At 73.8% G+C, this 19600-nt stretch carries 19 protein-coding genes and 1 pseudogene; 12 read left to right on the top strand and 8 right to left on the bottom strand.

The genetic code is table 11. From position 1 onward, the window contains the following. The first annotated feature begins 30 nt into the window (after positions 1-30). From cobM to cobC, 6 genes are read left to right on the top strand one after another with little or no spacing between them, the layout of a single operon-like run. Positions 31-882 (top strand): precorrin-4 C(11)-methyltransferase, encoded by an 852-nt coding sequence (gene cobM, locus IEZ04_RS28185; protein WP_189219798.1) that lies wholly within the window; start codon positions 31-33, stop codon positions 880-882. Then, entirely contained in the window at positions 879-2171 is a 1293-nt protein-coding gene (gene cbiE / locus IEZ04_RS28180; protein WP_189219797.1) for a precorrin-6y C5,15-methyltransferase (decarboxylating) subunit CbiE, read from the top strand. Before cobM ends, cbiE begins: the two co-directional genes overlap by 4 nt. Beyond that, the gene (cobJ, locus tag IEZ04_RS28175; RefSeq protein ID WP_189219796.1) at positions 2168-3865 is read left to right on the top strand and encodes a precorrin-3B C(17)-methyltransferase; all 1698 of its coding nucleotides are present in this window, start codon (positions 2168-2170) and stop codon (positions 3863-3865) included. The genes cbiE and cobJ overlap by 4 nt, the downstream gene beginning before the upstream one ends. Beyond that, on the top strand, positions 3862-4485 hold the full coding sequence (locus IEZ04_RS28170; RefSeq protein WP_189219795.1) for a precorrin-8X methylmutase: 624 nt from the start codon (positions 3862-3864) through the stop codon (positions 4483-4485). The genes cobJ and IEZ04_RS28170 overlap by 4 nt, the downstream gene beginning before the upstream one ends. Continuing rightward, complete coding sequence (locus IEZ04_RS28165) at positions 4482-5441, top strand: sirohydrochlorin chelatase (RefSeq protein WP_189219794.1); 960 nt, start codon at positions 4482-4484, stop codon at positions 5439-5441. Before IEZ04_RS28170 ends, IEZ04_RS28165 begins: the two co-directional genes overlap by 4 nt. Further along, positions 5431-6486, top strand: a complete 1056-nt coding sequence (gene cobC, locus IEZ04_RS28160) for an Rv2231c family histidinol phosphate aminotransferase CobC (protein ID WP_189219793.1) — start codon at positions 5431-5433, stop codon at positions 6484-6486. Before IEZ04_RS28165 ends, cobC begins: the two co-directional genes overlap by 11 nt. A gap of 140 nt (positions 6487-6626) precedes the next feature. Here the strand turns inward: cobC and IEZ04_RS28155 are convergent, their stop codons facing one another. From IEZ04_RS28155 to IEZ04_RS28140, 4 genes and pseudogenes are all read right to left on the bottom strand, one after another. Next, a complete protein-coding gene (locus tag IEZ04_RS28155; RefSeq protein ID WP_189219792.1) occupies positions 6627-7718 on the bottom strand; it encodes an amidohydrolase family protein in 1092 nt (363 codons plus the stop codon). Positions 7719-7728: 10 nt separating this feature from the next. Beyond that, positions 7729-8556, bottom strand: coding sequence for an amino acid ABC transporter ATP-binding protein (locus IEZ04_RS28150; RefSeq protein ID WP_308429838.1), 828 nt, complete (start codon positions 8554-8556; stop codon positions 7729-7731). Beyond that, a complete protein-coding gene (locus tag IEZ04_RS28145; protein ID WP_189219791.1) occupies positions 8553-9392 on the bottom strand; it encodes an amino acid ABC transporter permease in 840 nt (279 codons plus the stop codon). Before IEZ04_RS28145 ends, IEZ04_RS28150 begins: the two co-directional genes overlap by 4 nt. Positions 9393-9526: 134 nt before the next feature. Continuing rightward, positions 9527-10372 (bottom strand): annotated as a pseudogene (locus IEZ04_RS28140) (transporter substrate-binding domain-containing protein); the annotation flags it as partial. 110 nt (positions 10373-10482) lie between these two features. Here IEZ04_RS28140 and IEZ04_RS28135 point away from each other — a divergent pair. The 6 genes from IEZ04_RS28135 (at position 10483) to thpD (ending at position 15798) form a co-directional block, all read left to right on the top strand. Continuing rightward, positions 10483-11583: a pyridoxal-phosphate-dependent aminotransferase family protein gene (locus IEZ04_RS28135; protein WP_189219858.1), complete on the top strand. Its 1101-nt coding sequence runs from the start codon at positions 10483-10485 to the stop codon at positions 11581-11583. Between the two features lie 66 nt (positions 11584-11649). Further along, on the top strand, positions 11650-12183 hold the full coding sequence (locus tag IEZ04_RS28130) for a DinB family protein (RefSeq protein ID WP_189219790.1): 534 nt from the start codon (positions 11650-11652) through the stop codon (positions 12181-12183). Between the two features lie 315 nt (positions 12184-12498). Then, a complete protein-coding gene (gene ectA, locus IEZ04_RS28125; protein ID WP_189219789.1) occupies positions 12499-13074 on the top strand; it encodes a diaminobutyrate acetyltransferase in 576 nt (191 codons plus the stop codon). A gap of 108 nt (positions 13075-13182) precedes the next feature. Next, positions 13183-14454, top strand: a complete 1272-nt coding sequence (gene ectB / locus IEZ04_RS28120) for a diaminobutyrate--2-oxoglutarate transaminase (protein WP_189219788.1) — start codon at positions 13183-13185, stop codon at positions 14452-14454. Positions 14455-14507: 53 nt separating this feature from the next. Beyond that, entirely contained in the window at positions 14508-14906 is a 399-nt protein-coding gene (locus IEZ04_RS28115; protein ID WP_189219787.1) for an ectoine synthase, read from the top strand. A 4-nt stretch (positions 14907-14910) separates the two neighbouring features. Then, the gene (gene thpD / locus IEZ04_RS28110; RefSeq protein WP_189219786.1) at positions 14911-15798 is read left to right on the top strand and encodes an ectoine hydroxylase; all 888 of its coding nucleotides are present in this window, start codon (positions 14911-14913) and stop codon (positions 15796-15798) included. A 91-nt stretch (positions 15799-15889) separates the two neighbouring features. Here the strand turns inward: thpD and IEZ04_RS28105 are convergent, their stop codons facing one another. The 4 genes from IEZ04_RS28105 to IEZ04_RS28090 are packed head-to-tail and all read right to left on the bottom strand — an operon-like array spanning position 15890 to position 19577. Beyond that, positions 15890-17038 (bottom strand): zf-HC2 domain-containing protein, encoded by a 1149-nt coding sequence (locus tag IEZ04_RS28105; RefSeq protein WP_189219785.1) that lies wholly within the window; start codon positions 17036-17038, stop codon positions 15890-15892. A 31-nt stretch (positions 17039-17069) separates the two neighbouring features. Beyond that, positions 17070-17684, bottom strand: coding sequence for an RNA polymerase sigma factor (locus tag IEZ04_RS28100; RefSeq protein WP_189219784.1), 615 nt, complete (start codon positions 17682-17684; stop codon positions 17070-17072). A gap of 53 nt (positions 17685-17737) precedes the next feature. Further along, positions 17738-18826, bottom strand: a complete 1089-nt coding sequence (locus tag IEZ04_RS28095; protein WP_189219783.1) for an aminotransferase class V-fold PLP-dependent enzyme — start codon at positions 18824-18826, stop codon at positions 17738-17740. Positions 18827-18845: 19 nt separating this feature from the next. Further along, on the bottom strand, positions 18846-19577 hold the full coding sequence (locus tag IEZ04_RS28090) for a DsbA family oxidoreductase (protein ID WP_189219782.1): 732 nt from the start codon (positions 19575-19577) through the stop codon (positions 18846-18848). Positions 19578-19600 lie beyond the last annotated feature (23 nt).

Raw genomic sequence — 19600 nt, 5'->3', positions numbered from 1 at the left:
CCACTTCCCGTACGAGAGGACCGATCCCCCATGGCCGATGCCCCCACCGGCAAGGTGACCTTCGTCGGTGCCGGCCCCGGCGCCGCCGACCTGCTGACGTTCCGTGCCGCACGTGCCATCGCGGCGGCCGACGTCGTGATCTGGGCGGCCAGCCTGGTGCAGGCGGAGGTCCTCGACCACGCGCGCGAGGGCGCCGAGATCCTGGACTCGGCGGCCATGTCCCTGGAAGACGTCGTCGCCGTCTACCGGCGCGCCCACGAGGAGGGCCTGAAGGTCGCCCGTATCCACTCCGGCGACCCCGCCCTGTGGGGCGGCACCCAGGAGCAGCTCGACCGGTGCGCGGAGATCGGCATCGCGACGGAGGTCGTGCCGGGCGTCTCCTCCTTCTCCGCCGTGGCGGCGCTGGCGCAGCGCGAGCTGACGATCCCCGAGGTCGCGCAGTCCGTGGTGCTCACCCGGCTCGGCGGTGGCAAGACGCCCATGCCGCCCGGCGAGGAGGTGCGGGAGTTCGCGAAGCACGGCACGACGATGGCGGTGTTCCTGTCGGCCGCGCGCAGCGGTCAGCTGGTGCGGGAGCTGCTGGAGGGCGGCTATCCGACGAGCACGCCCGTCGTCGTCGCGTACCAGGCGACGTGGCCGGAGGAGCTGGTCGTGCGGTGCACGATCGGCACCCTGGAGGAGACCGTCAAGGAGCACAAGCTGTGGAAGCACACGCTGTTCCTGGTCGGCCCGGCCCTCGCCGCGCACGGCACCCGCTCGCACCTGTACCACCCGGGTCACTTCCACGGCTACCGCAAGGCCGACCCGGAGGCGCGCAGGGCCCTGCGCGAGGAACGGGCGCGGGACCGCGACCGGGAGCGGGAACGGAGTACCCAGGCGTGATCACCGTCATCGGTACGGGCACGGGGGCGCCCCTCGCCCCGGACGCCCGGGAGGCGCTGGCGGGGGCGGCGCTCGTGGTGGGCGCCCGGCGGCACCTGGAGGCGGCCGGACTCCCGGACACCGTGCAGCGGATCGTCCTCGGTCCGCCGGCGCCCGCGCTGGACGCGGTCGAGGAGCACCTCGCGAAGCAGCACGCGGACGGGCGCGAGGCGCCGGTCGTCGTCCTCGCCTCCGGCGACCCCGGGTTCTTCGGGATCGTACGGGCGCTCGCCGAGCGGTTCGGGCCGCGGCGCCTCGACGTACGGCCCGGAGTGTCGTCCGTCGCGACCGCGTTCGCGCGGCTGGGGCTGACCTGGGACGACGCCGTGGTGGTCAGCGCGCACGGACGCGACCCGCGCACCGCGCTGAACGTGTGCCGGGCCCGTCCGAAGGTCGCCGTGCTCACCGGGCCGGGCGCCGGGCCCGCCGAGCTGGGGGCGGGGCTGCGGGCGAGCCGGCGGGTGCTGGTGGTGGCGTCGGCGCTCGGCGACCCGGTGCGCGAGCGGCTGGAACGGGTGACGCCGGCCGAGGCCGCGGCCCGTGACTGGGGCGACGCGGTGAACGTGGTGCTGTGCCTGGACGAGGAGCGGACGTCCGTGAGCGCCCCCGCGCGCACCGTCGCGGGGGCGCCGCCGGGGCCCGCCGGATGGGCACTGGCCGAGGACGCGTTCGCCCACCGCGACTCGATGATCACCAAGTTCGAGGTGCGGGCGCTGGCGCTGGCCCGGCTGGGGCCGCGCCCGGGCGAGCTGGTGTGGGACGTGGGCGCGGGCTCCGGGTCCGTGGCCGTGGAGTGCGCGCGGTTCGGCGCCGCCGTCGTCGCGGTGGAGAAGACCCGCGACGGGGTGGAGCGGGTGCGCGCCAACGCCGCCGCGCACGGGGTCGACGTGCATGTGGTGCACGGGGCGGCGCCCACCGTGCTGTCGGACCTGGACGACCCCGACGCGGTGTTCGTCGGCGGCGGGGGGCGCGAGCTGCCCGCGATCGTCACCGCGTGCGCGCGGCGCGCCCGGCGGACCGTGGTGGTCGCCGTGGCCGCCCTGGACCGGGTGCCCGCGGTGCGGGACGCGCTGGTCGCGGCCGGGTTCGGCTGCGACGGCGTGCTGCTCCAGTCGTCCCGGCTGGCGCCGCTGCCCGGGGACGTGACCCGGCTCGCGGCGGCCAATCCCGTGTTCCTGCTGTGGGGCGTGCGGCCCCCGGCACGTATGACTCATACGGAAGTTACGGAAGTCGAAGGAGTAGCTCAGTGATCGGCCTGATCTCCGCCACCTCGGCGGGTGCGGCGGCGCGTGACCGGCTGGCCGCTGCGTGGCCGGACCGTACGCGCGTGTACGACGGTCCCGTGGCGGACGCCGTACGGCGGGCGTTCGGGGAGTGCGGGCAGCTGGTGTGCTTCCTCGCGACCGGGGCGGTGGTCCGGCTGGTCGCGCCGCTGCTGGGCGACAAGACCACCGACCCGGGTGTGGTGTGCGTGGACGAGGCCGGGCGGTTCGCCGTGTCCCTCGTCGGCGGGCACGGCGGCGGCGCGAACGCGCTCGCCCGCGAGGTGGGCGAGGTGCTGGGCGCGGAGCCGGTGGTGACGACGGCGACGGACGCCGTGGGCCTGCCCGGCCTCGACACCCTCGGCCTCCCGGTGGAGGGCGACGTCGCCGGGGTGACGCGGGCCCTCCTCGACGGGGAGCCGGTCGCGCTGGAGGCGGAGGTGAGCTGGCCGCTGCCGCCGCTGCCGGTGACGGACGGCGGTGCGTACACGATCCGGCTGACGGACCGTCTCGTCGAGCCCGTCCCCGCCGAGCGCGAGGTGCTGCTGCGTCCCCCGACCCTCGTCGTCGGCGTGGGCGCCTCGAAGGGCGCTCCCACGGACGAGATCCTCGGCCTCGTCGAGGCCGCCCTGCGGGACGCGGGTCTCTCCGCCCGCAGCGTCGCCGAGCTCGCCACCGTGGACGCGAAGGCGGACGAGCCCGGCATCGTGGCGGCGGCCGAACGGCTCGGGGTGCCCGTGGTGACGTACGGCGCGGAGGAGCTCGCGCGCGTGAGCGTGCCGAACCCGTCCGACGCGCCCCTTACGGCCGTCGGCACGCCGTCCGTGGCGGAGGCCGCCGCGCTGGCCCGGGGCGGCCGACTCCTCGTGCCCAAGCGGAAGTCGGAGCGCCCGGACGGCCGTCCCGCGATGGCGACCTGCGCCGTCGTACGGCGTCCCGGACGCGGCCGGCTCGCGGTCGTCGGGCTCGGTCCCGGCGCCCGCGACCTGCTCACCCCGCGCGCGGAGGCGGAGCTGCGGCGCGCGTCCGTGCTGGTCGGCCTCGACCAGTACGTCGACCAGATCCGCGACCTGCTCCGCCCCGGCACCCGTGTCCTCGAATCCGGCCTCGGCGCCGAGGAGGAGCGGGCGCGCACGGCGGTCGCCGAGGCGCGGAAGGGGCACGCGGTGGCCCTGATCGGCAGCGGTGACGCGGGCGTGTACGCGATGGCGTCGCCCGCGCTGGCCGAGGCGTCCGACGACATCGACGTGATCGGTGTTCCGGGTGTCACGGCGGCGCTCGCGGCCGGGGCGATCCTCGGCGCGCCCCTCGGCCACGACCACGTGTCGATCAGCCTGTCCGACCTGCACACGCCGTGGGAGGTCATCGAGCGGCGGGTGCGGGCGGCGGCCGAGGCCGACATCGTGGTCACCTTCTACAACCCGCGCAGCCGGGGCCGTGACTGGCAGCTGCCCAAGGCGCTGGCGATCCTCGCGGAGCACCGGGAGCCGGCGACGCCGGTCGGTGTCGTGCGGAACGCGTCCCGCGCGGACGAGTCCAGCCGGCTGACGACCCTGGCGGCCCTGGACCCGGCGACCGTCGACATGATGACCGTGGTGACCGTCGGCAACACCGCGACCCGTGAGATCGCGGGCCGTATGGTCACGCCGCGCGGCTACCGCTGGCAGGAGGAGCCCAAGTGAGCACGACGTCCCCGGCCGACCGGGTCGTGCACCCCATCGAGCAGGAGTCCTTCCGGCGGCTGCGCGCCCGTCTGGACACCTCCCCCTTCCCGCCGCTGACCAGGGCGGTGGTGGAGCGGGTGATCCACTCCGCCGCCGACCTCGACTACGCCACGGACCTCGTCATGGCCGAGGCCGACCTGGAGAGGGCGCACGCCGCGCTGCACGCCGGGGCGCCCGTGGTCGTGGACGTGGAGATGGTCGCGGCCGGGATCACCCGGCGGGAGACCGTCTGCCGGCTGAAGGAGGCGAGGTCCGGTCCCGGGCTGACGCGTTCCGCGCACGCCGTCCGGCTCGCGTACGAGCAGGTCGGCCCCGGCGCCCTGTGGGTGATCGGCTGCGCGCCGACCGCCCTGGAGGAGCTGCTGACCCTGGACGCCTCCCCCGCACTCGTCATCGGGCTGCCCGTCGGTTTCGTCGGCGCGGCCGAGTCCAAGGCGGCGCTCCGCGAGAGCGGGCTGCCCGCCGTCAGCAACGTGTCCGAGAAGGGCGGTTCGGCGGTCGCCGCGGCCGCGCTGAACGCCCTGCTGTACCACCCCACCACCCCTGTGACCGCCCCCGCGCCCGAGGAGAAACCGTGACCACCCCGCCCCCCGCCCTGCTCATCGCCGGTCACGGCACCCGGGACGACGCGGGCGCCGAGGCGTTCCGCTCCTTCGTACGGGAGCTGGGGCGCCGGAACCCCGACCTGCCCGTCGCGGGCGGTTTCATCGAGCTGTCCCCGCCGCCGCTGGGCGAGGCCGTGACCGAGCTGGTCGAGCAGGGGGTGCGCCGGTTCGCCGCCGTGCCGCTGATGCTGGTGTCCGCCGGGCACGCGAAGGGTGACATCCCGGCGGCGCTGGCCCGTGAGAAGGAACGCCACCCCGGGATCTCGTACACCTACGGGCGCCCGCTCGGCCCGCATCCCGCGCTGCTGAACGTGCTGGAGCGGCGGCTGGACGAGGCCCTCGCGGACGGCACCGGCTCCGGCACCGCGGCCGACCGGTCCGAGGTGACCGTGCTGCTGGTCGGGCGGGGCTCCACCGACCCGGACGCCAACGCCGAGGTGCACAAGGCGGCGCGGCTGCTCTGGGAGGGCCGCGGGTACGCGGGCGTCGAGACGGCGTTCGTGTCGCTGGCGGCGCCGGACGTGCCGAGCGGCCTGGACCGGTGCGCGAAACTGGGCGCGAAGCGGATCGTCGTCCTCCCCTACTTCCTGTTCACGGGCATCCTTCCGGACCGGGTGCGGCAGCAGACGGAGGAATGGGCCGCCGCGCACCCGGAGACCGAGGTGCGGTCGGCGGACGTCATCGGTCCGGAGCCGGAACTCCTCGACCTGGTGATGGAGCGCTACCGGGAGGCGGTCAAGGGCGATCTGCGCATGAACTGCGACTCGTGCGTGTACCGGATCGCGCTGCCGGGCTTCGAGGACAAGGTGGGGCTGCCGCAGCAGCCGCACTTCCACCCGGACGACGACGGGGAGCACGGCCACGGCCACGGTCACTCCCACGGGCACGGGCATCACCACGGCGGGCACGCGCACTCGCATGCGCACTGAGACCGAAGGGCCTGATCTCCGGCACCACGGGGACGCCGAGGTCCGCGACGACGGGTCGGCGCTGGTCGACCTCGCCGTGAACGTGCGGACGGGCACGCCTCCGGAGTGGCTGCGGGAGCGGATAGCCGACTCCCTCTCCGGGCTCGCCGCCTACCCCGACGGACGGGCCGCGCGCGCGGCGGTGGCGGCGCGGCACGGGCTGCCCGTGGAGCGGGTGCTGCTGACGGCGGGCGCCGCCGAGGCGTTCGTGCTGCTGGCCCGCGCCCTGAAGGTGCGCCGGCCCGTGGTCGTGCACCCGCAGTTCACGGAGCCGGAGGCGGCGCTGCGGGACGCCGGGCACACCGTCGACCGGGTGCTGCTGCGGGCGGCGGACGGCTTCCGGCTGGACCCGGCGGCCGTGCCCGGGGACGCGGACCTGGTGGTGCTGGGCAACCCGACGAACCCCACGTCGGTGCTGCACCCGGCGGCGGCGATCGCGGAACTCGCCCGGCCCGGGCGGACGCTGGTGGTGGACGAGGCGTTCATGGACGCGGTGCCGGGCGAGCGTGAGGCCCTGGCCGGACGGACGGACGTGCCCGGGCTCGTCGTCCTGCGCAGTCTCACCAAGACGTGGGGGCTGGCCGGGCTGCGGATCGGGTACGTGCTCGGCGCGCCGGAGACGATCGCCGGCCTGGAACGGGCGCAGCCGCTGTGGCCGGTGTCCACGCCCGCGCTCGCGGCGGCGGAGGCGTGCGTGTCGCCGCGGGCGCTGGCGGAGGCGGCGGACACGGCCCGCCGGATCGCGGCGGACCGCGCGCATCTGGTGGCCGGGCTGCGGCGGTTCGCCGCCGCGGGCCTGGTGGTGCACGAACCGGCCGAGGGGCCGTTCGTGCTGGTTCGTCTGCCGGGGGCGGCGGCGGTGCGGGAGCGGTTGCGCGGTGCGGGGTTCGCCGTGCGACGGGGGGACACGTTCCCGGGTCTGGACGCCGATTGGCTGCGGTTGGCGGTGCGGGACGAGGCGACGTCGGACCGGTTCTTGGGGGCGCTGGGCGGTGCGCTGGCCTAGGGGTCGCGCCCCCGCCGCCCCTACCCGTCCCATCCCTTCCCGAGGGCTGCGCCCCCAGGCCCCGCTGTCGGCCTGGGCGGCCTCGTCCTCGAGCGCCGGACGGGCTGGGATCAGCCCGTCCGGCGGGGCGGACTCACCGCCTAGGCCACGACCTCCCCGTTCAGCACCACCCGCCGCGGCGCCCCCAGCACCCCCACATCCCTCCGCGGATCCGCCCCGTACACCACCAGGTCCGCCGCCGCGCCCTCCTCCAGCCCAGGGCGCCCCAGCCACTCCCGCGCGCCCCACGTCGTCGCCGACAGGGCGGCCACCGGTGGGATGCCGGCCTTCACCAGCTCCCCCACCTCCGCCGCCACCAGCCCGTGCGGCAGCGTGCCGCCGGCGTCCGTGCCGGCGTACACGGGGATTCCGGCGTCGTACGCGTCGCGCACCGTCCGGTAGCGGCGTTCGTGCAGTCGTCGCATGTGGGCCGACCAGCGGGGGAACTTCGCCTCGCCGCCCGCCGCGAGCTTCGGGAACGTCGCGATGTTCACCAGGGTCGGGACGATCGCCACGCCCCGGGAGGCGAAGAGGGGGATCAGTTCCTCCGTCAGGCCCGTCGCGTGTTCGACGCAGTCGATGCCCGACTCCACCAGGTCGCGGAGCGAGTCCTCCGCGAAGCAGTGGGCCGTCACGCGGGCGCCGAGGCGGTGGGCCTCCGCGATCGCCGCCTCGGCCGCCTCCCGCGGCCAGCACGCCGACAGGTCGCCCGCCTCGCGGTCTATCCAGTCACCCACCAGCTTCACCCAGCCGTCGCCGCGCCGCGCCTCCTGGCGTACGTACGCGACGAGGTCCTCCGGTTCGATCTCGTGCGCGTAGTTACGGATGTAGCGGCGGGTGCGGGCGATGTGACGGCCGGCGCGGATGATCTTCGGGAGGTCCCGGCGGTCGTCCACCCAGCGGGTGTCGGACGGGGAGCCCGCGTCCCGCAGGAGCAGGGCGCCCGCCCCGCGGTCGGTGCGCGCCTGCTCCTCGGCGACCTCCTTCGGGACCGCCCCGTGCGCGTCCAGGCCGACGTGGCAGTGCGCGTCGACCAGTCCGGGCAGCACCCAGCCCTCGACGGTGCGGACGTCGCGGGCGCCGGCGGGGCGCTCGTACGAGATCCTGCCGCCGACGACCCACAGTTCGTCCCGGACGTCCTCGGGTGTGCGGAGCACCCGCCCCCTCACGTGCAGCACCACGCCATCGCTCATGCGGGGCACCTTAGCCGGGGCCCGGCCCGCCCCTCCCCTCCTCCACCTCCGCCATCGCCGGGTCCAGGAGGCGGGAGAGGAAGTGGCGGGTGCGTTCGTGGGCCGGGCTGCCGATGACCTGTCCGGGGGTGCCGTCCTCCACGACGACGCCGCCGTCCATGAAGACGACCCGGTCGGCGACCTCGCGTGCGAAGGTCATCTCGTGGGTCACCACCATCATCGTCATGCCCTCGTCCGCCAGCATCCGCATGACCGCGAGGACGTCGCCGACCAGTTCGGGGTCGAGGGCCGACGTCGGCTCGTCGAAGAGCATCACGCTCGGGCCCATCGCCAGCGCCCGCGCGATCGCCACCCGCTGCTGCTGGCCGCCGGAGAGGGAGGACGGGTACGCGTCCGCCTTCTCGGCGAGGCCCACCCGCTGCAGGTTCTCCGCGGCCACCCGCGCCGCCTCCGCCTTGTCCCGCCGCAGCACCCGGCGCTGCGGCAGTGTGAGGTTCTCGGTCACCGTCAGGTGCGGGAAGAGGTTGAACTGCTGGAAGACCATGCCGATGCGGCGGCGCACGGCGTCGATGTCGACGTCCGGGTCCGTGAGTTCCGTACCGCCGACGACGACCCGGCCCCCGGTGGGCTCCTCCAGCAGGTTGACGCAGCGCAGCAGCGTCGACTTGCCGGACCCGGAGGGGCCGATGACGCAGACGACCTCGCCGGTGCCGATCTCCAGGTCGATGCCGCGCAGGACGTGGTTGTCGCCGAAGGACTTGTGCAGTCCGGAGATCTCGATCTCCGGGACGGTGTCCGCCGTCCGTGCCGTGTCCGCCGTCCGTGTGCGTGTGCTCACTTCGCCTCCCCCGCCTTCGCCTCCAGGCGCCGTACGACGAAGCCGAGCGGCACCGTCACCAGCAGGTAGCACAGGCCCGCGACCAGGATGGGCGTGGAGTTGGCCGTGGTGCTGGCCAGGTCGCGGCCGTACTTGGCCAGTTCCCGCTCCTGCAGCGTGACTCCGAGGAACAGCACCAGCGAGGAGTCCTTGAACAGCAGCACCAGTTCGTTGGTGAGCGGCGGGATCACGATCCGGAAGGCCTGCGGGACGATGATCGAGACCATGGCGCGGGCGTGCGAGAAGCCCAGCGAGCGGGCCGCCTCCATCTGTCCCCGGGGCACGGCCTGGATGCCCGCGCGGATGGTCTCGGCCATGTACGCGGCGGAGACCAGGCCGAGCGCGAGGGCGACCTTGCCGTACGTGCCGCCCGGGATCTCCGTGCCGGGGAAGGCGAGCGGCACGGCGACGCCCACGAAGATGAAGATCAGCAGGGCGGGCAGACCGCGGAAGATCTCGATGTAGACGCCGGCGACCCAGCGGTACGGGCCGACGGACGACAGCCGCATCAGCGCGACCACCATGCCGAGCACCAGACCGAAGACGAAGCCGGAGACCGTGTAGAGGACCGTGTTGCGCAGGGCCAGCGTGATGATCTCCGGGAACATCTCCCCGGCCAGGTCTCCCTGCGCGAACTGGTTCCGCAGCCGGCCCCAGTCGGCCGTGACCGCGAGGGCGGCCACGGCCGCGACGAAGACGGCGTACTGCACGGCGCGGGACAGGGCCCGCTTCCTGCGGCGGCTCAGGCCCGGTTTCCGGGGTGCCGCCCGTTCCCTCGTCGTGTCCGCGCCGCTCATGAGGCGGACGAGGGCGACTCGGAGGGCGTGAAGGACGCGGAGGCCGAGTCCGTCGGCATCACCGGGGTCGACGAGTCCGCCGGGGTGGCCGTCGAGCCGGCCGAGTCCGACGGGTCCGCCGGGGCCGACGGGGCCGACGGGGACGGGGAGGCGGCGTCCTCGTCGTACGGGCCGATCCACTTCTCGTAGATCTTCTTGTACGTGCCGTCGGCCCGCGCGTCCGCCAGGGCCTCGTCGATGGCGTCGAGGAGCGCGGTGTTGCCCTTCTTCACGGTGAAGCCGTACCGCTCACCGGTCTCGAGCTGGCCGACGACCTCGAAGGCGTCGGCGTTGGCCTTGTTCTTCAGCCAGCCCTGGACGACGGGGTAGTCGATGACAACGGCCTGTACCTGGCCGGTGCGCAGCCCGTTGAGGACGGCGTCGGAGCTCTCGAAGGAGACCGGGTCGTAGCCCTGGTCCTTCACGTACTCCTCGCCCGTGGTCTGGGCCTGGGCGCCGAGCTTCCGCCCCGCCGACCTCACGTCGGCGAGGGAGGTGATGCCGCTGTCCCTGGCGGCGAGGACGGCCTGGGTGGCGTCGAAGTACGGGTCGGAGAAGTCGACGTTCTTCCTGCGCTCCTCGGTGATCGTCATGCCGGCCGCGGCCAGGTCGCACTCGCCGGAGTTGAGGAACGCGCCCGTCTTGAAGTTCTCGAACGGCGTGTCGAGGATCTGCTGTTCGACGCCGAGGTCCTTCGCGACCAGGTCGATCAGGTCCACGTCGAAGCCCTGCACCCTGCCGTCGATCTCCGACTGGAACGGCGGGTACGGCAGATGGGTGCAGGTGGTGAGCTGCCCGGCCTTGACGAGGGTGACCCCCTTGACGGTCTCGCCTCCGCCGCCGTCACCGTCGCCGGAGGAGCAGCCGGCCACGAGCAGCAGCCCGGCCGTCGCGGTGGCGGCGGCCAGGACTCGGCCGCGGCGGCCGAGGACCATGGTCACGGGGTTCACGGGGACCTCCTGCAGGAGATGGTTACGCTCTTCCAGTACTTCCGACACCGATGACTTCCACCCTTTGGCCATTGGTACCCATGAGCAGAGAGAGCATCACTGTGACGCATCCCCTCCTTGGTCTGCCGCCGCTGAGCGCCGCGCGTTTCGCCTCGATCGAGGACCGCGTGGCACGGCTGCTCGGCACCGCTCAGGACGTGGTGATCACCCAGGGCGAGGCGCTGCTGCCGCTGGAGGGGGCCATCCGCGGGGCCGCCGGGCCGGGCACCACCGCGCTCAACGTGATCACCGGGCCGTACGGGCAGACCTTCGGCGACTGGCTGCGCGACTGCGGGGCGACGGTGGTCGACCTGTCCGTGCCCTTCCACACGGCGGTCACGGCGGAACAGGTCCGCGAGGCGCTCGCCGCACACCCGGAGATCGACTTCGTGTCGCTGGTGCACGCGGAGGCGGCGACCGGCAACACCAACCCGGTCGCGGAGATCGGCACGGTGGTCCGGGAGCACGGCGCGCTGTTCTACCTGGACGCGGTCGCCTCCGTCGGGGCGGAGCCGGTGCTGCCGGACGCGTGGGGCGTGGACCTGTGCGTGATCGGGGCGCAGAAGGCGATGGGCGGTCCGGCGGGGGTGTCGGCGATCTCGGTGAGCGAGCGGGCGTGGGCGCGCATGGCGGCGAACCCGCGGGCGCCGCGCCACTCGTACCTGTCCCTGCTGGACTGGAAGGAGCGGTGGATCGACGGCGGCCGCCGCGCCCTGCTGCACGCCCCGGCGCAGCTGGAGATGCTGGCGCTGGAGGCGTGTCTGGAGCGGATCGAGGCGGAGGGCCTGGAGACGGTGACGGCCCGGCACGCGTCCGCCGCGGCGGCGACCCGGGCGGGCGCGCTCGCCCTCGGCGGCGGCCTGGAGCCGTACGTGCACGAGGCGGCACAGGCCGCGCCGGTCGCCACGACGCTCCGTACGCCGCCCGGCGTCGTCGCCTCCGAGCTGGTCGCCCGGGTGCTGGCGGAGGACCCCGGGCTGCCGCTGGCCGCAGGCGGGGGCGCCCTGGCGAAGGACATGATCAGGGTGAACCACTACGGTCCCGCCGCCACCGTGGAGACGGTGCGGTCGAGCCTGACGGCCCTGGGCGCGGCGCTGGCCGGACGCGGCCCGGCCGTGGACCCGCAGGCCGCGTGCCGGGCGGCGGAGGACGCCTGGGGGTAGGGCCGCGCGGCGGCGGCCCGCCCCGGCCGCCCGCCGCAACTCGAACAACTGTGCAATGCTGCCCGCATGACGACCGACACACCCCGCACGCTCCCCGACGGCCGCCCCGTCCCGCTCATGACCGGCGACGAGCGGGCCGTGCTGGAGAGCTGGCTCGACTTCCACCGGGCCACGCTGGAACTGAAGTGCGCCGGGCTCGACGACGCCCAGGTGCGGCGCGCGGCGGTCGAGCCGTCGACGCTGACCCTGCTCGGGCTGGTGCAGCATCTCGCGGAGATCGAGCGGAACTGGTTCCAGCGGGTGTTCGCCGGCCTGGACGTGCCGCCGGTGCACGGGGAGCCGACCGGCTACGCGCTCGATCCGGAACGCGGCATCGACGAGGCGCTGCGCGTCTGGCGCGAGGAGGTCGCCCGCGGCCGGGAACTGTGCGCCGGGCGGCCGCTGGACGCGGTGGGCCGGATTCCCGAGGGCGCCCCGGCGATGGCCGGGGCGGAGGTCAGCCTGCGCTGGATCCTGGTCCACCTGATCGAGGAGTACGCGCGGCACAACGGGCACGCGGACCTCCTGCGGGAGCGGATCGACGGCACCACGGGAGCCTGAACACTTACCTCTCCACCAATTATCACTTACGGCATTCCGGCTCACTTCCCAAATGCTTCTGCCCGCTATCCCTGATCCTAAACATTTCAGTCGGGTGAAGGCCCGCCGAGGTAATTCAGGCGCATTCCGTCGGCGTTACAGGCGTGTGAGCAACCCCACATCACACCCCTTTTGTCCTGCATTTTTCGGTCAGAACGGTACGTTCCTCCACCTCTCCATGGGGATGTACCTGCCCGCGCGATAACACGCACGGACCTCATCCGTAACCCCGACCGGCGATGCAATTTCTGCTTCTGCTGGGTAAGTTCAATTTGCATGACAGCTGCTCAAGCAGACCTGCCAGAACTGCCAGAACTACCAGCCGAATTCCTGAACATGCCCGAGGGGCTGCGGATCGACCGTCCCGGCGTGACGGACGGCGCCGCCCTGTGGCGCCTCGCCAGGGACTCCCGCACCCTCGACCTGAACTCCTCCTACAGCTATCTGCTGTGGTGCCGTGACTTCGCCGGCACCTCGGCGGTGGCCCGGGACACGGACGGGCGGCCCGTCGGTTTCGTCACCGGCTACCTCCGTCCCGAGCGCCCGCACACCCTGCTCGTGTGGCAGGTCGCCGTCGACCCCGCGCACCGGGGCCGCGGCCTCGCCGGGGCGCTGCTGGACGGACTGACCGCCCGCGTCGCCCGGCAGCACCCGCTGACCACCCTGGAGACCACGATCACCCCGGGCAACACCGCCTCGGAGCGCCTGTTCGCCTCGTACGCCGCCCGGCACGGGGCCACGGTCGAGCACGAGGTGCTGTTCGCGGCGGACCGTTTCCCCGACGGGCCGCACGAGCCCGAGGTGCTGCACCGCATCGGCCCGCTCCTCCGCGTCGGCGTGCCGGCGCGCTGAGCGCCGTACGCCGGCCGTGAGCGGCCCGGCCAGCGAGCCGGACCCCCTTGCCGACCCCTGCCGACCTTCATCGCACCGACCTTCATCGCACCTAGGAGCGATCTCGCCGTGACCATCACCCAGCCGGACCTGAGCGTCTTCGAGACCCTGGAGTCGGAGGTGCGCAGCTACTGCCGCGGCTGGCCCACCGTCTTCGACCGCGCGCGGGGCAGCCGCATGTACGACGAGGACGGCCACGCGTACCTGGACTTCTTCGCCGGTGCCGGATCACTCAACTACGGACACAACAACCCCGTCCTCAAACGGGCCCTGATCGACTACCTGGAGCGCGACGGCGTCACCCACGGACTCGACATGTCCACCACCGCCAAACGCACCTTCCTGCAGACCTTCCAGGACCTGGTGCTGCGGCCGCGCGACCTGCCCTACAAGGTCATGTTCCCGGGCCCGACGGGCACCAACGCGGTGGAGTCCGCGCTGAAACTGGCACGGAAGGTGAAGGAGCGCGAGGCCATCGTCTCCTTCACCAACGCCTTCCACGGCATGTCGCTGGGCTCGCTGGCCGTCACCGGCAACGCCTTCAAACGGGCCGGCGCGGGCATCCCGCTGGTGCACGGCACACCGATGCCGTTCGACAACTACTTCGACGGCAAGGTCCCCGACTTCCTCTGGTTCGAGCGGCTCCTGGAGGACCAGGGCTCCGGCCTCAACAAGCCCGCCGCGGTGATCGTCGAGACGGTGCAGGGCGAGGGCGGCATCAACGTCGCCCGCGCCGAGTGGCTGCGCGAGCTGCAGGACCTGTGCCACCGGCAGGACATGCTGCTGATCGTCGACGACATCCAGATGGGCTGCGGACGCACCGGCCCCTTCTTCTCCTTCGAGGAAGCGGGCATCGTCCCCGACATCGTCACCGTGTCGAAGTCGATCAGCGGCTACGGGCTGCCGATGTCGCTGTGCCTGTTCAAGCCCGAACTGGACATCTGGGAGCCGGGCGAGCACAACGGCACCTTCCGCGGCAACAACCCCGCCTTCGTGACGGCGACCGCCGCGCTGGAGTCGTACTGGGCCGACGGCTCCGCCATGGAGAAGCAGACCCGCGCCCGGGGCGAGCAGGTCGAGCAGGCCCTGATCTCCGTCACCGAGGAGAACCTCGCCGACGTGCGCGAGTACCGGGGCCGCGGGCTGGTGTGGGGCATCGAGTTCCACGACAGGTCGCGGGCGGAGCGGGTCACCCGGCGCGCCTTCGAGCTCGGCCTGCTCGTGGAGACGTCCGGCCCGGAGAGCGAGGTCGTCAAGCTGCTGCCCGCGCTGACCATCACCCCCGAGGAGCTGGACGAGGGCCTGAGCGTCCTGGCCCGCGCCGTACGGGAGACCGCCTGAACCACCCCCTTCCGACCAGCACACCAGCACACCGAGGAGGCGAAGGAGACACCGTGATCGTCCGTTCGTTCAAGGACATCGAGGGCACCGACCGGCACGTGAAGGCCGCCGGGGGCACCTGGGAGAGCAAGCGCATCGTCCTGGCCAAGGAGGGCGTCGGCTTCTCCCTGCACGAGACGACCATGTACGCGGGCACGGAGACGTCGATGTGGTACGCCAACCACATCGAGGCCGTCCTCTGCGTCGAGGGCGAGGCCGAACTGACCGACGACGAGACCGGCGAGAAGTACCTGATCACGCCGGGGACGATGTACCTGCTGGACGGCCACGAGCGCCACACCATGCGCCCGAGGACCGACTTCCGGTGCATCTGCGTCTTCAATCCTCCCGTCACCGGACGGGAGGACCACGACGAGAACGGTGTGTACCCCCTGCTGACCGAGGAGGTCTGAACCGATGACCACGCTCACCGACCTGTACCCGACGCGCGGCACCACCGAGGTGGCCGTCCCCCGCCAGGACCCGGTCGTCTGGGGCGCGCCGGACACCCCGGGCCCCATCCCCACCGCGGACCTGCAGGCGTACGAGCGCGACGGCTTCCTGGCCATCGAGCAGCTCATCGGTGACGACGAGGTCGCGCTGTACCGTGCGGAGCTGGAACGGCTGGTCGGCGACCCCGCGATCCGGGCCGACGAGCGCTCGATCGTCGAGCCGAAGTCGCAGGAGATCCGCTCGGTCTTCGAGGTGCACCGGATCAGCGAGGTGTTCGCGCGGCTGGTGCGCGACGAGCGCGTGGTGGGCCGGGCCCGCCAGATCCTCGGCTCGGACGTCTACGTCCACCAGTCCCGGATCAACGTGAAGCCCGGCTTCGGCGCCTCCGGCTTCTACTGGCACTCGGACTTCGAGACCTGGCACGCCGAGGACGGGCTGCCGAACATGCGGACGGTGTCCGTGTCGATCGCGCTGACCGAGAACCACGACACCAACGGCGGCCTCATGATCATGCCGGGGTCGCACAAGACGTTCCTCGGCTGCGCGGGTGCCACGCCCACGGACAACTACAAGAAGTCGCTGCAGATGCAGGACGCCGGCACCCCGTCCGACGAGGCGCTGACGGCCATGGCCGCCGAGTACGGCATCAAGCTGTTCACGGGCCGGGCCGGGTCGGCGACCTGGTTCGACTGCAACTGCATGCACGGCTCGGGCGACAACATCACGCCGTTCCCGCGCAGCAACGTGTTCATCGTGTTCAACAGCGTGGAGAACACGGCGGTCGAGCCGTTCGCGGCACCGGTGCGCAGGCCGGAGTTCATCGGGGCGAGGGACTTCACGCCGGTGCGCTGACACCCCGCGCCCCGCGGCGGCACGCGCACGGCGGGCCGGGCATCCCTCGCGGGGGCCCGGCCCGCGGCCGTCCGGCGCCCTCAGGACCTCGTCAGAGCCAGGCCAGCGACGCCGCCGTCGCCAGCACGTGCCGTGCGGCGGTCTCGTCGCCCACGGCCGTTCTGGGGATCGCGTCGGGCGGGTACCGCCCACCGACGAGCAGGCAGAAGTCGACGGCGTCGACCACCAGTTCGGCCCGCACCGGCTTGTCCTCGGCGCCCAGCACCCACTGGTCGCCGGCCTCTCCGCCCGCGCTCCGGGCCACCGTGAACAGCACCGGGGGCGAGGCGGGGCCGAGCGCCCCGCCGAGGATGCGCACGGCGAGGCGCACCAGGGTCCACAGGTGCTCCTCGGGAGGCGGCGGAACGGCCAGTCCCAGGGCCCGGCCGAGGTCGTCGGTGTGGATCCACACCTCGAAGGCGCGCACGAGGTAGTGCTCGGCGACGGGCAGCCGCATGCCCATCAGCGTCGCGGGCGCGGCGGCGCGTCCGGTGTCGCGGGCCTCCGGCGCGGCCAGCAGGGCGTCGGCCTGGGCGGCCCAGGCGGCGACGGTCTGCTCGGGCGTACGGGCGAGTTCGTGCGCGATGACGTCGGCGGTGCGCGCGTTCCAGGCGTCCGCCCAGCCGGCCGCCCCGGCGCCCTCTCCGCCGCCCTGACCGGCGCCCTTCCGGCCGTTTCCGTGCGGGGCGGGCACGCGCGGGGCGATGCCCAGCACCGCCGCCAGGGGCTCGTCGGCGGCGAGGAGGTGCGCGAGGGTCGCGTGCGCGGTCCAGGTGTGCACGACGGGAACGGTCCAGCGCCCCGCGAGCTCCGGTAGCAGCGCCCGCAGTCCGGCGACGGCGGCGGCGTACGGGGCCGCGTGCGGGGCGACCGGCGGGGTGCGGGGGCGGAGACCGAGCGCCGCGGCGAGGACGCCGTCGGCGTGGTCGCCGGCACGGTCCGCGACGGCGGCGGTGTCGTCGGCGACGGCGGTGTCGGCGGCGTCCACGGCGGTGTCGTCGGGGTTCCCCCGTCCGTCCCGCCGCGGTGGTACGGCGGGGCCGTCCAGCAGCCGTACCAGCTCCGTGAAACGTTCCGCCTCCGCCGCGCAGGCATCGCACCCGGCCAGGTGCCGCGGCACGGTCCGCCGCTCGCCGGGCTCCAGCGCACCGACGGCCCAGGCCGCCAGCGACGCCCGTACGCCGTCGTGGTCCGTGTCCATCACAGGCCTCCTGCCGCTGCCCGGGCCGTCATCACGCGCCCCTCTCGTACGCCGGGTCCGGCGGGTCGGTGAGGGTCTCCGCGAGCTTGCGCAGCGCCGAGCGCAGCCGGGTCTTGGCGGTTCCCTCGGGTATGCCCAGCTCCACGGCGGCCTGCCGGTAGGTGCGGCCCGCGAAGTAGGCGAGGTGGACCACCTCCCGCTGGGAGCGCGGGAGTTCCGCGAGCGCCGTGTGCAGCAGCAGCGAGCGCTCGCGGTCGACGACCGCCTGGTCCGGGCCCGGCCTCGCGTCGGGGACGGCGTACAGCACCGCGTCGTCCGCGGGGACGGCCTTGCGGTGCCGGGCCTCGCTGCGCACCCAGTCCACGGCCCGCCGGTGGGCGAGCAGCGACAGCCAGGTGCGCAGCGAGCCGCGGCCCGGGTCGTAGGCGTACGGTCTGCTCCACATCTGGGCGAAGACTTCCTGTGCCACGTCCTCGGCCGCGACGGGGCTCTGGGTGACCCGCACGGCCACGCGCCGCACGAGCGGGCCGTACGCGGCGTACGCCTCGCCCAGCGCGGACTCGTCGCCGTACACCAGCCGCCGGTGCAGCTCCGCGTCGGGCGGGTCCCCGGTCCTGTCGGTCGTGCGCTCCACGGGCACCACCACCTCGTGGTGCCCTTCCTAGCGCCCTCACCGAGCGGACGAAAGGCGTCCGCCGGTCAGCCGGACAAAACGTTCAAAAGCCTGTCGACGTCGGCCGGAGTGTTGTACACGTGGAAAGCCGCCCGCAGACTGCCCGCACGGTCGGAGACCTCCACCCCGGCCCGGCTCAGCGCGGGCTGCCGGTGGCCCAGGCCGGGCACCGAGACGATGGGCGAGCCGGGTGCGGGGACGGGTTCGTGGCCCAGCCGGGCGAGGCCCGCGGTGAACCGCCCGGCCAGGGCGAGGTCGTGGTCCCGGACGGCCCGGACCCCCAGTTCCTCGACCAGTTCCAGGGAGCGGCGGGCGCCCGCGTAGGAGAAGAGGGCGGGGCTCTCGTCGAACCGGCGCGCGGAACGGGCGAGTTCCTCGACGGGGCCGTAGCAACTGTCCCAGGGCCGCTCCCCCGCGACCCAGCCCGCGAAGACCGGGGTGAGCCCGCCGAGGTCGTCCGGGACGACGAGGAAGGCCACGCCGCGCGGGCACAGCAGCCACTTGAAGGCGACGGCCGAGACGAAGTCGTACGCGCCCGCGTCCAGGGGCAGCCAGCCCGCGGCCTGGGAGGCGTCGACGTAGGTGCGCGCCCCGTGCGCGCGGGCCGCCTCGCGGATCGCGTCCAGGTCGGCGACCCGGCCGTCGGCGGACTGGGCGGCGCTGACCGCGACGAGCGCGGTGCCGGGACGCACCGACTCGGCGACGCGCTCCAGCGGCACGGTGCGCACCTTCAGGTCGCGGCGCACGTGGAACGGGTTCAGCACGGAGCTGAAGTCGCCCTCGGCGGTGAGCACCTCGGCGCCCTCGGGCAGGGAGGCCGCGATCAGTCCCGTGTACACGGCGACGGAGGCGCCGGCCGCGACCCTGCGGTCCGGCACCCCCGTCAGCCGGGCGAAGGCGGCCCGGGCGGCCTCCACGTCGGCGAACATGTCGGTGGGCCGGCCCGCCGCGGCGGACTCGACGGCCTCGCGCAGGGCGTCGACCGTACGGGCCGGCAGCAGGCCGGTGCTCGCGGTGTTGAGGTAGGTGGTCTTCGGGGCGAACTCGGCGCGGACGAGGCTCTCGAAGGTGGTCTCCATGGGACCACTGTGTGCTCCCGTGCACGCGCCGTCCATCCCGTTTCCGCCCGGGCGCCTACCGCTCCGGCACGGCGCACCCGTCGGGCCCGCAGGCCGCGGCGTCCCCGGCGGCCCCGTCCCCGCCCTGTACGAGGGTCAGCGGGGAGCGCTCGCCCCAGGCCTGGGTCAGGGCCCGGGTGAAGACCTCGGCGGGCTGGGCGCCCGACACTCCGTACTTGCGGTCGATGACGAAGAAGGGGACGCCGTTCGCGCCCAGCGCGGCGGCCTCGCGCTCGTCGGCGCGGACGTCGTCCGCGTACGCGGACGGGTCGGCGAGGACCGCGCGGGCGGCGTCCGCGTCCAGCCCGGCCTCGACGGCGAGTTCGACCAGGCGGTCGTCGGCGTCGGCGAAGACGGACCGCTCCTCGGCGAAGTTCGCCCGGTACAGGTTCTGCAGCAGCTCGTCCTGCCGGCCGTGCTCCTTGGCGAAGTGCAGCAGGCGGTGCATGTCGAAGGTGTTGCCGTTGTCGCGGCCCTCGGTGCGGTAGGCCAGGCCCTCGGCGGCGGCCTGGGCGCCCAGGTTCTCCTCGCCGGCCCGCGCCTGCTCCTCGCTCATGCCGTACTTCTTCGCCAGCATCCGCACCACCGGCTCGACGTCGCCCTTGGCCCGGCCCGGGTCGAGCTCGAAGGAACGGTGGACGACCTCGACCCCGTCCCGGTGCGGGAAGGCGTCGAGCGCCTTCTCGAAGCGGGCCTTGCCCACGTAGCACCAGGGGCAGGCGATGTCGCTCCAGATCTCGACGCGCATGTCTGTGGCTCTCTCTCCAGGTC

Origin of the sequence: Streptomyces ruber (genome assembly GCF_014648075.1) — a bacterium.
Lineage (GTDB): Bacteria > Actinomycetota > Actinomycetes > Streptomycetales > Streptomycetaceae > Streptomyces > Streptomyces ruber.
This window is presented reverse-complemented; position numbering and strand designations above follow the sequence as displayed.

Bases quoted from the DNA above. Each gene is read 5' to 3' on its own strand.
- cobC (WP_189219793.1), top strand. From the start codon at position 5,431: ATGCGCACTGAGACCGAAGGGCCTGATCTCCGGCACCACGGGGACGCC.
- IEZ04_RS28130 (WP_189219790.1), top strand. From the start codon at position 11,650: ATGACGACCGACACACCCCGCACGCTCCCCGACGGCCGCCCCGTCCCG.
- cobM (WP_189219798.1), top strand. From the start codon at position 31: ATGGCCGATGCCCCCACCGGCAAGGTGACCTTCGTCGGTGCCGGCCCC.
- IEZ04_RS28155 (WP_189219792.1), bottom strand. From the start codon at position 7,718: ATGAGCGATGGCGTGGTGCTGCACGTGAGGGGGCGGGTGCTCCGCACA.
- ectA (WP_189219789.1), top strand. From the start codon at position 12,499: ATGACAGCTGCTCAAGCAGACCTGCCAGAACTGCCAGAACTACCAGCC.
- IEZ04_RS28095 (WP_189219783.1), bottom strand. From the start codon at position 18,826: ATGGACGGCGCGTGCACGGGAGCACACAGTGGTCCCATGGAGACCACC.
- IEZ04_RS28105 (WP_189219785.1), bottom strand. From the start codon at position 17,038: ATGGACACGGACCACGACGGCGTACGGGCGTCGCTGGCGGCCTGGGCC.
- IEZ04_RS28145 (WP_189219791.1), bottom strand. From the start codon at position 9,392: ATGAGCGGCGCGGACACGACGAGGGAACGGGCGGCACCCCGGAAACCG.
- thpD (WP_189219786.1), top strand. From the start codon at position 14,911: ATGACCACGCTCACCGACCTGTACCCGACGCGCGGCACCACCGAGGTG.
- IEZ04_RS28090 (WP_189219782.1), bottom strand. From the start codon at position 19,577: ATGCGCGTCGAGATCTGGAGCGACATCGCCTGCCCCTGGTGCTACGTG.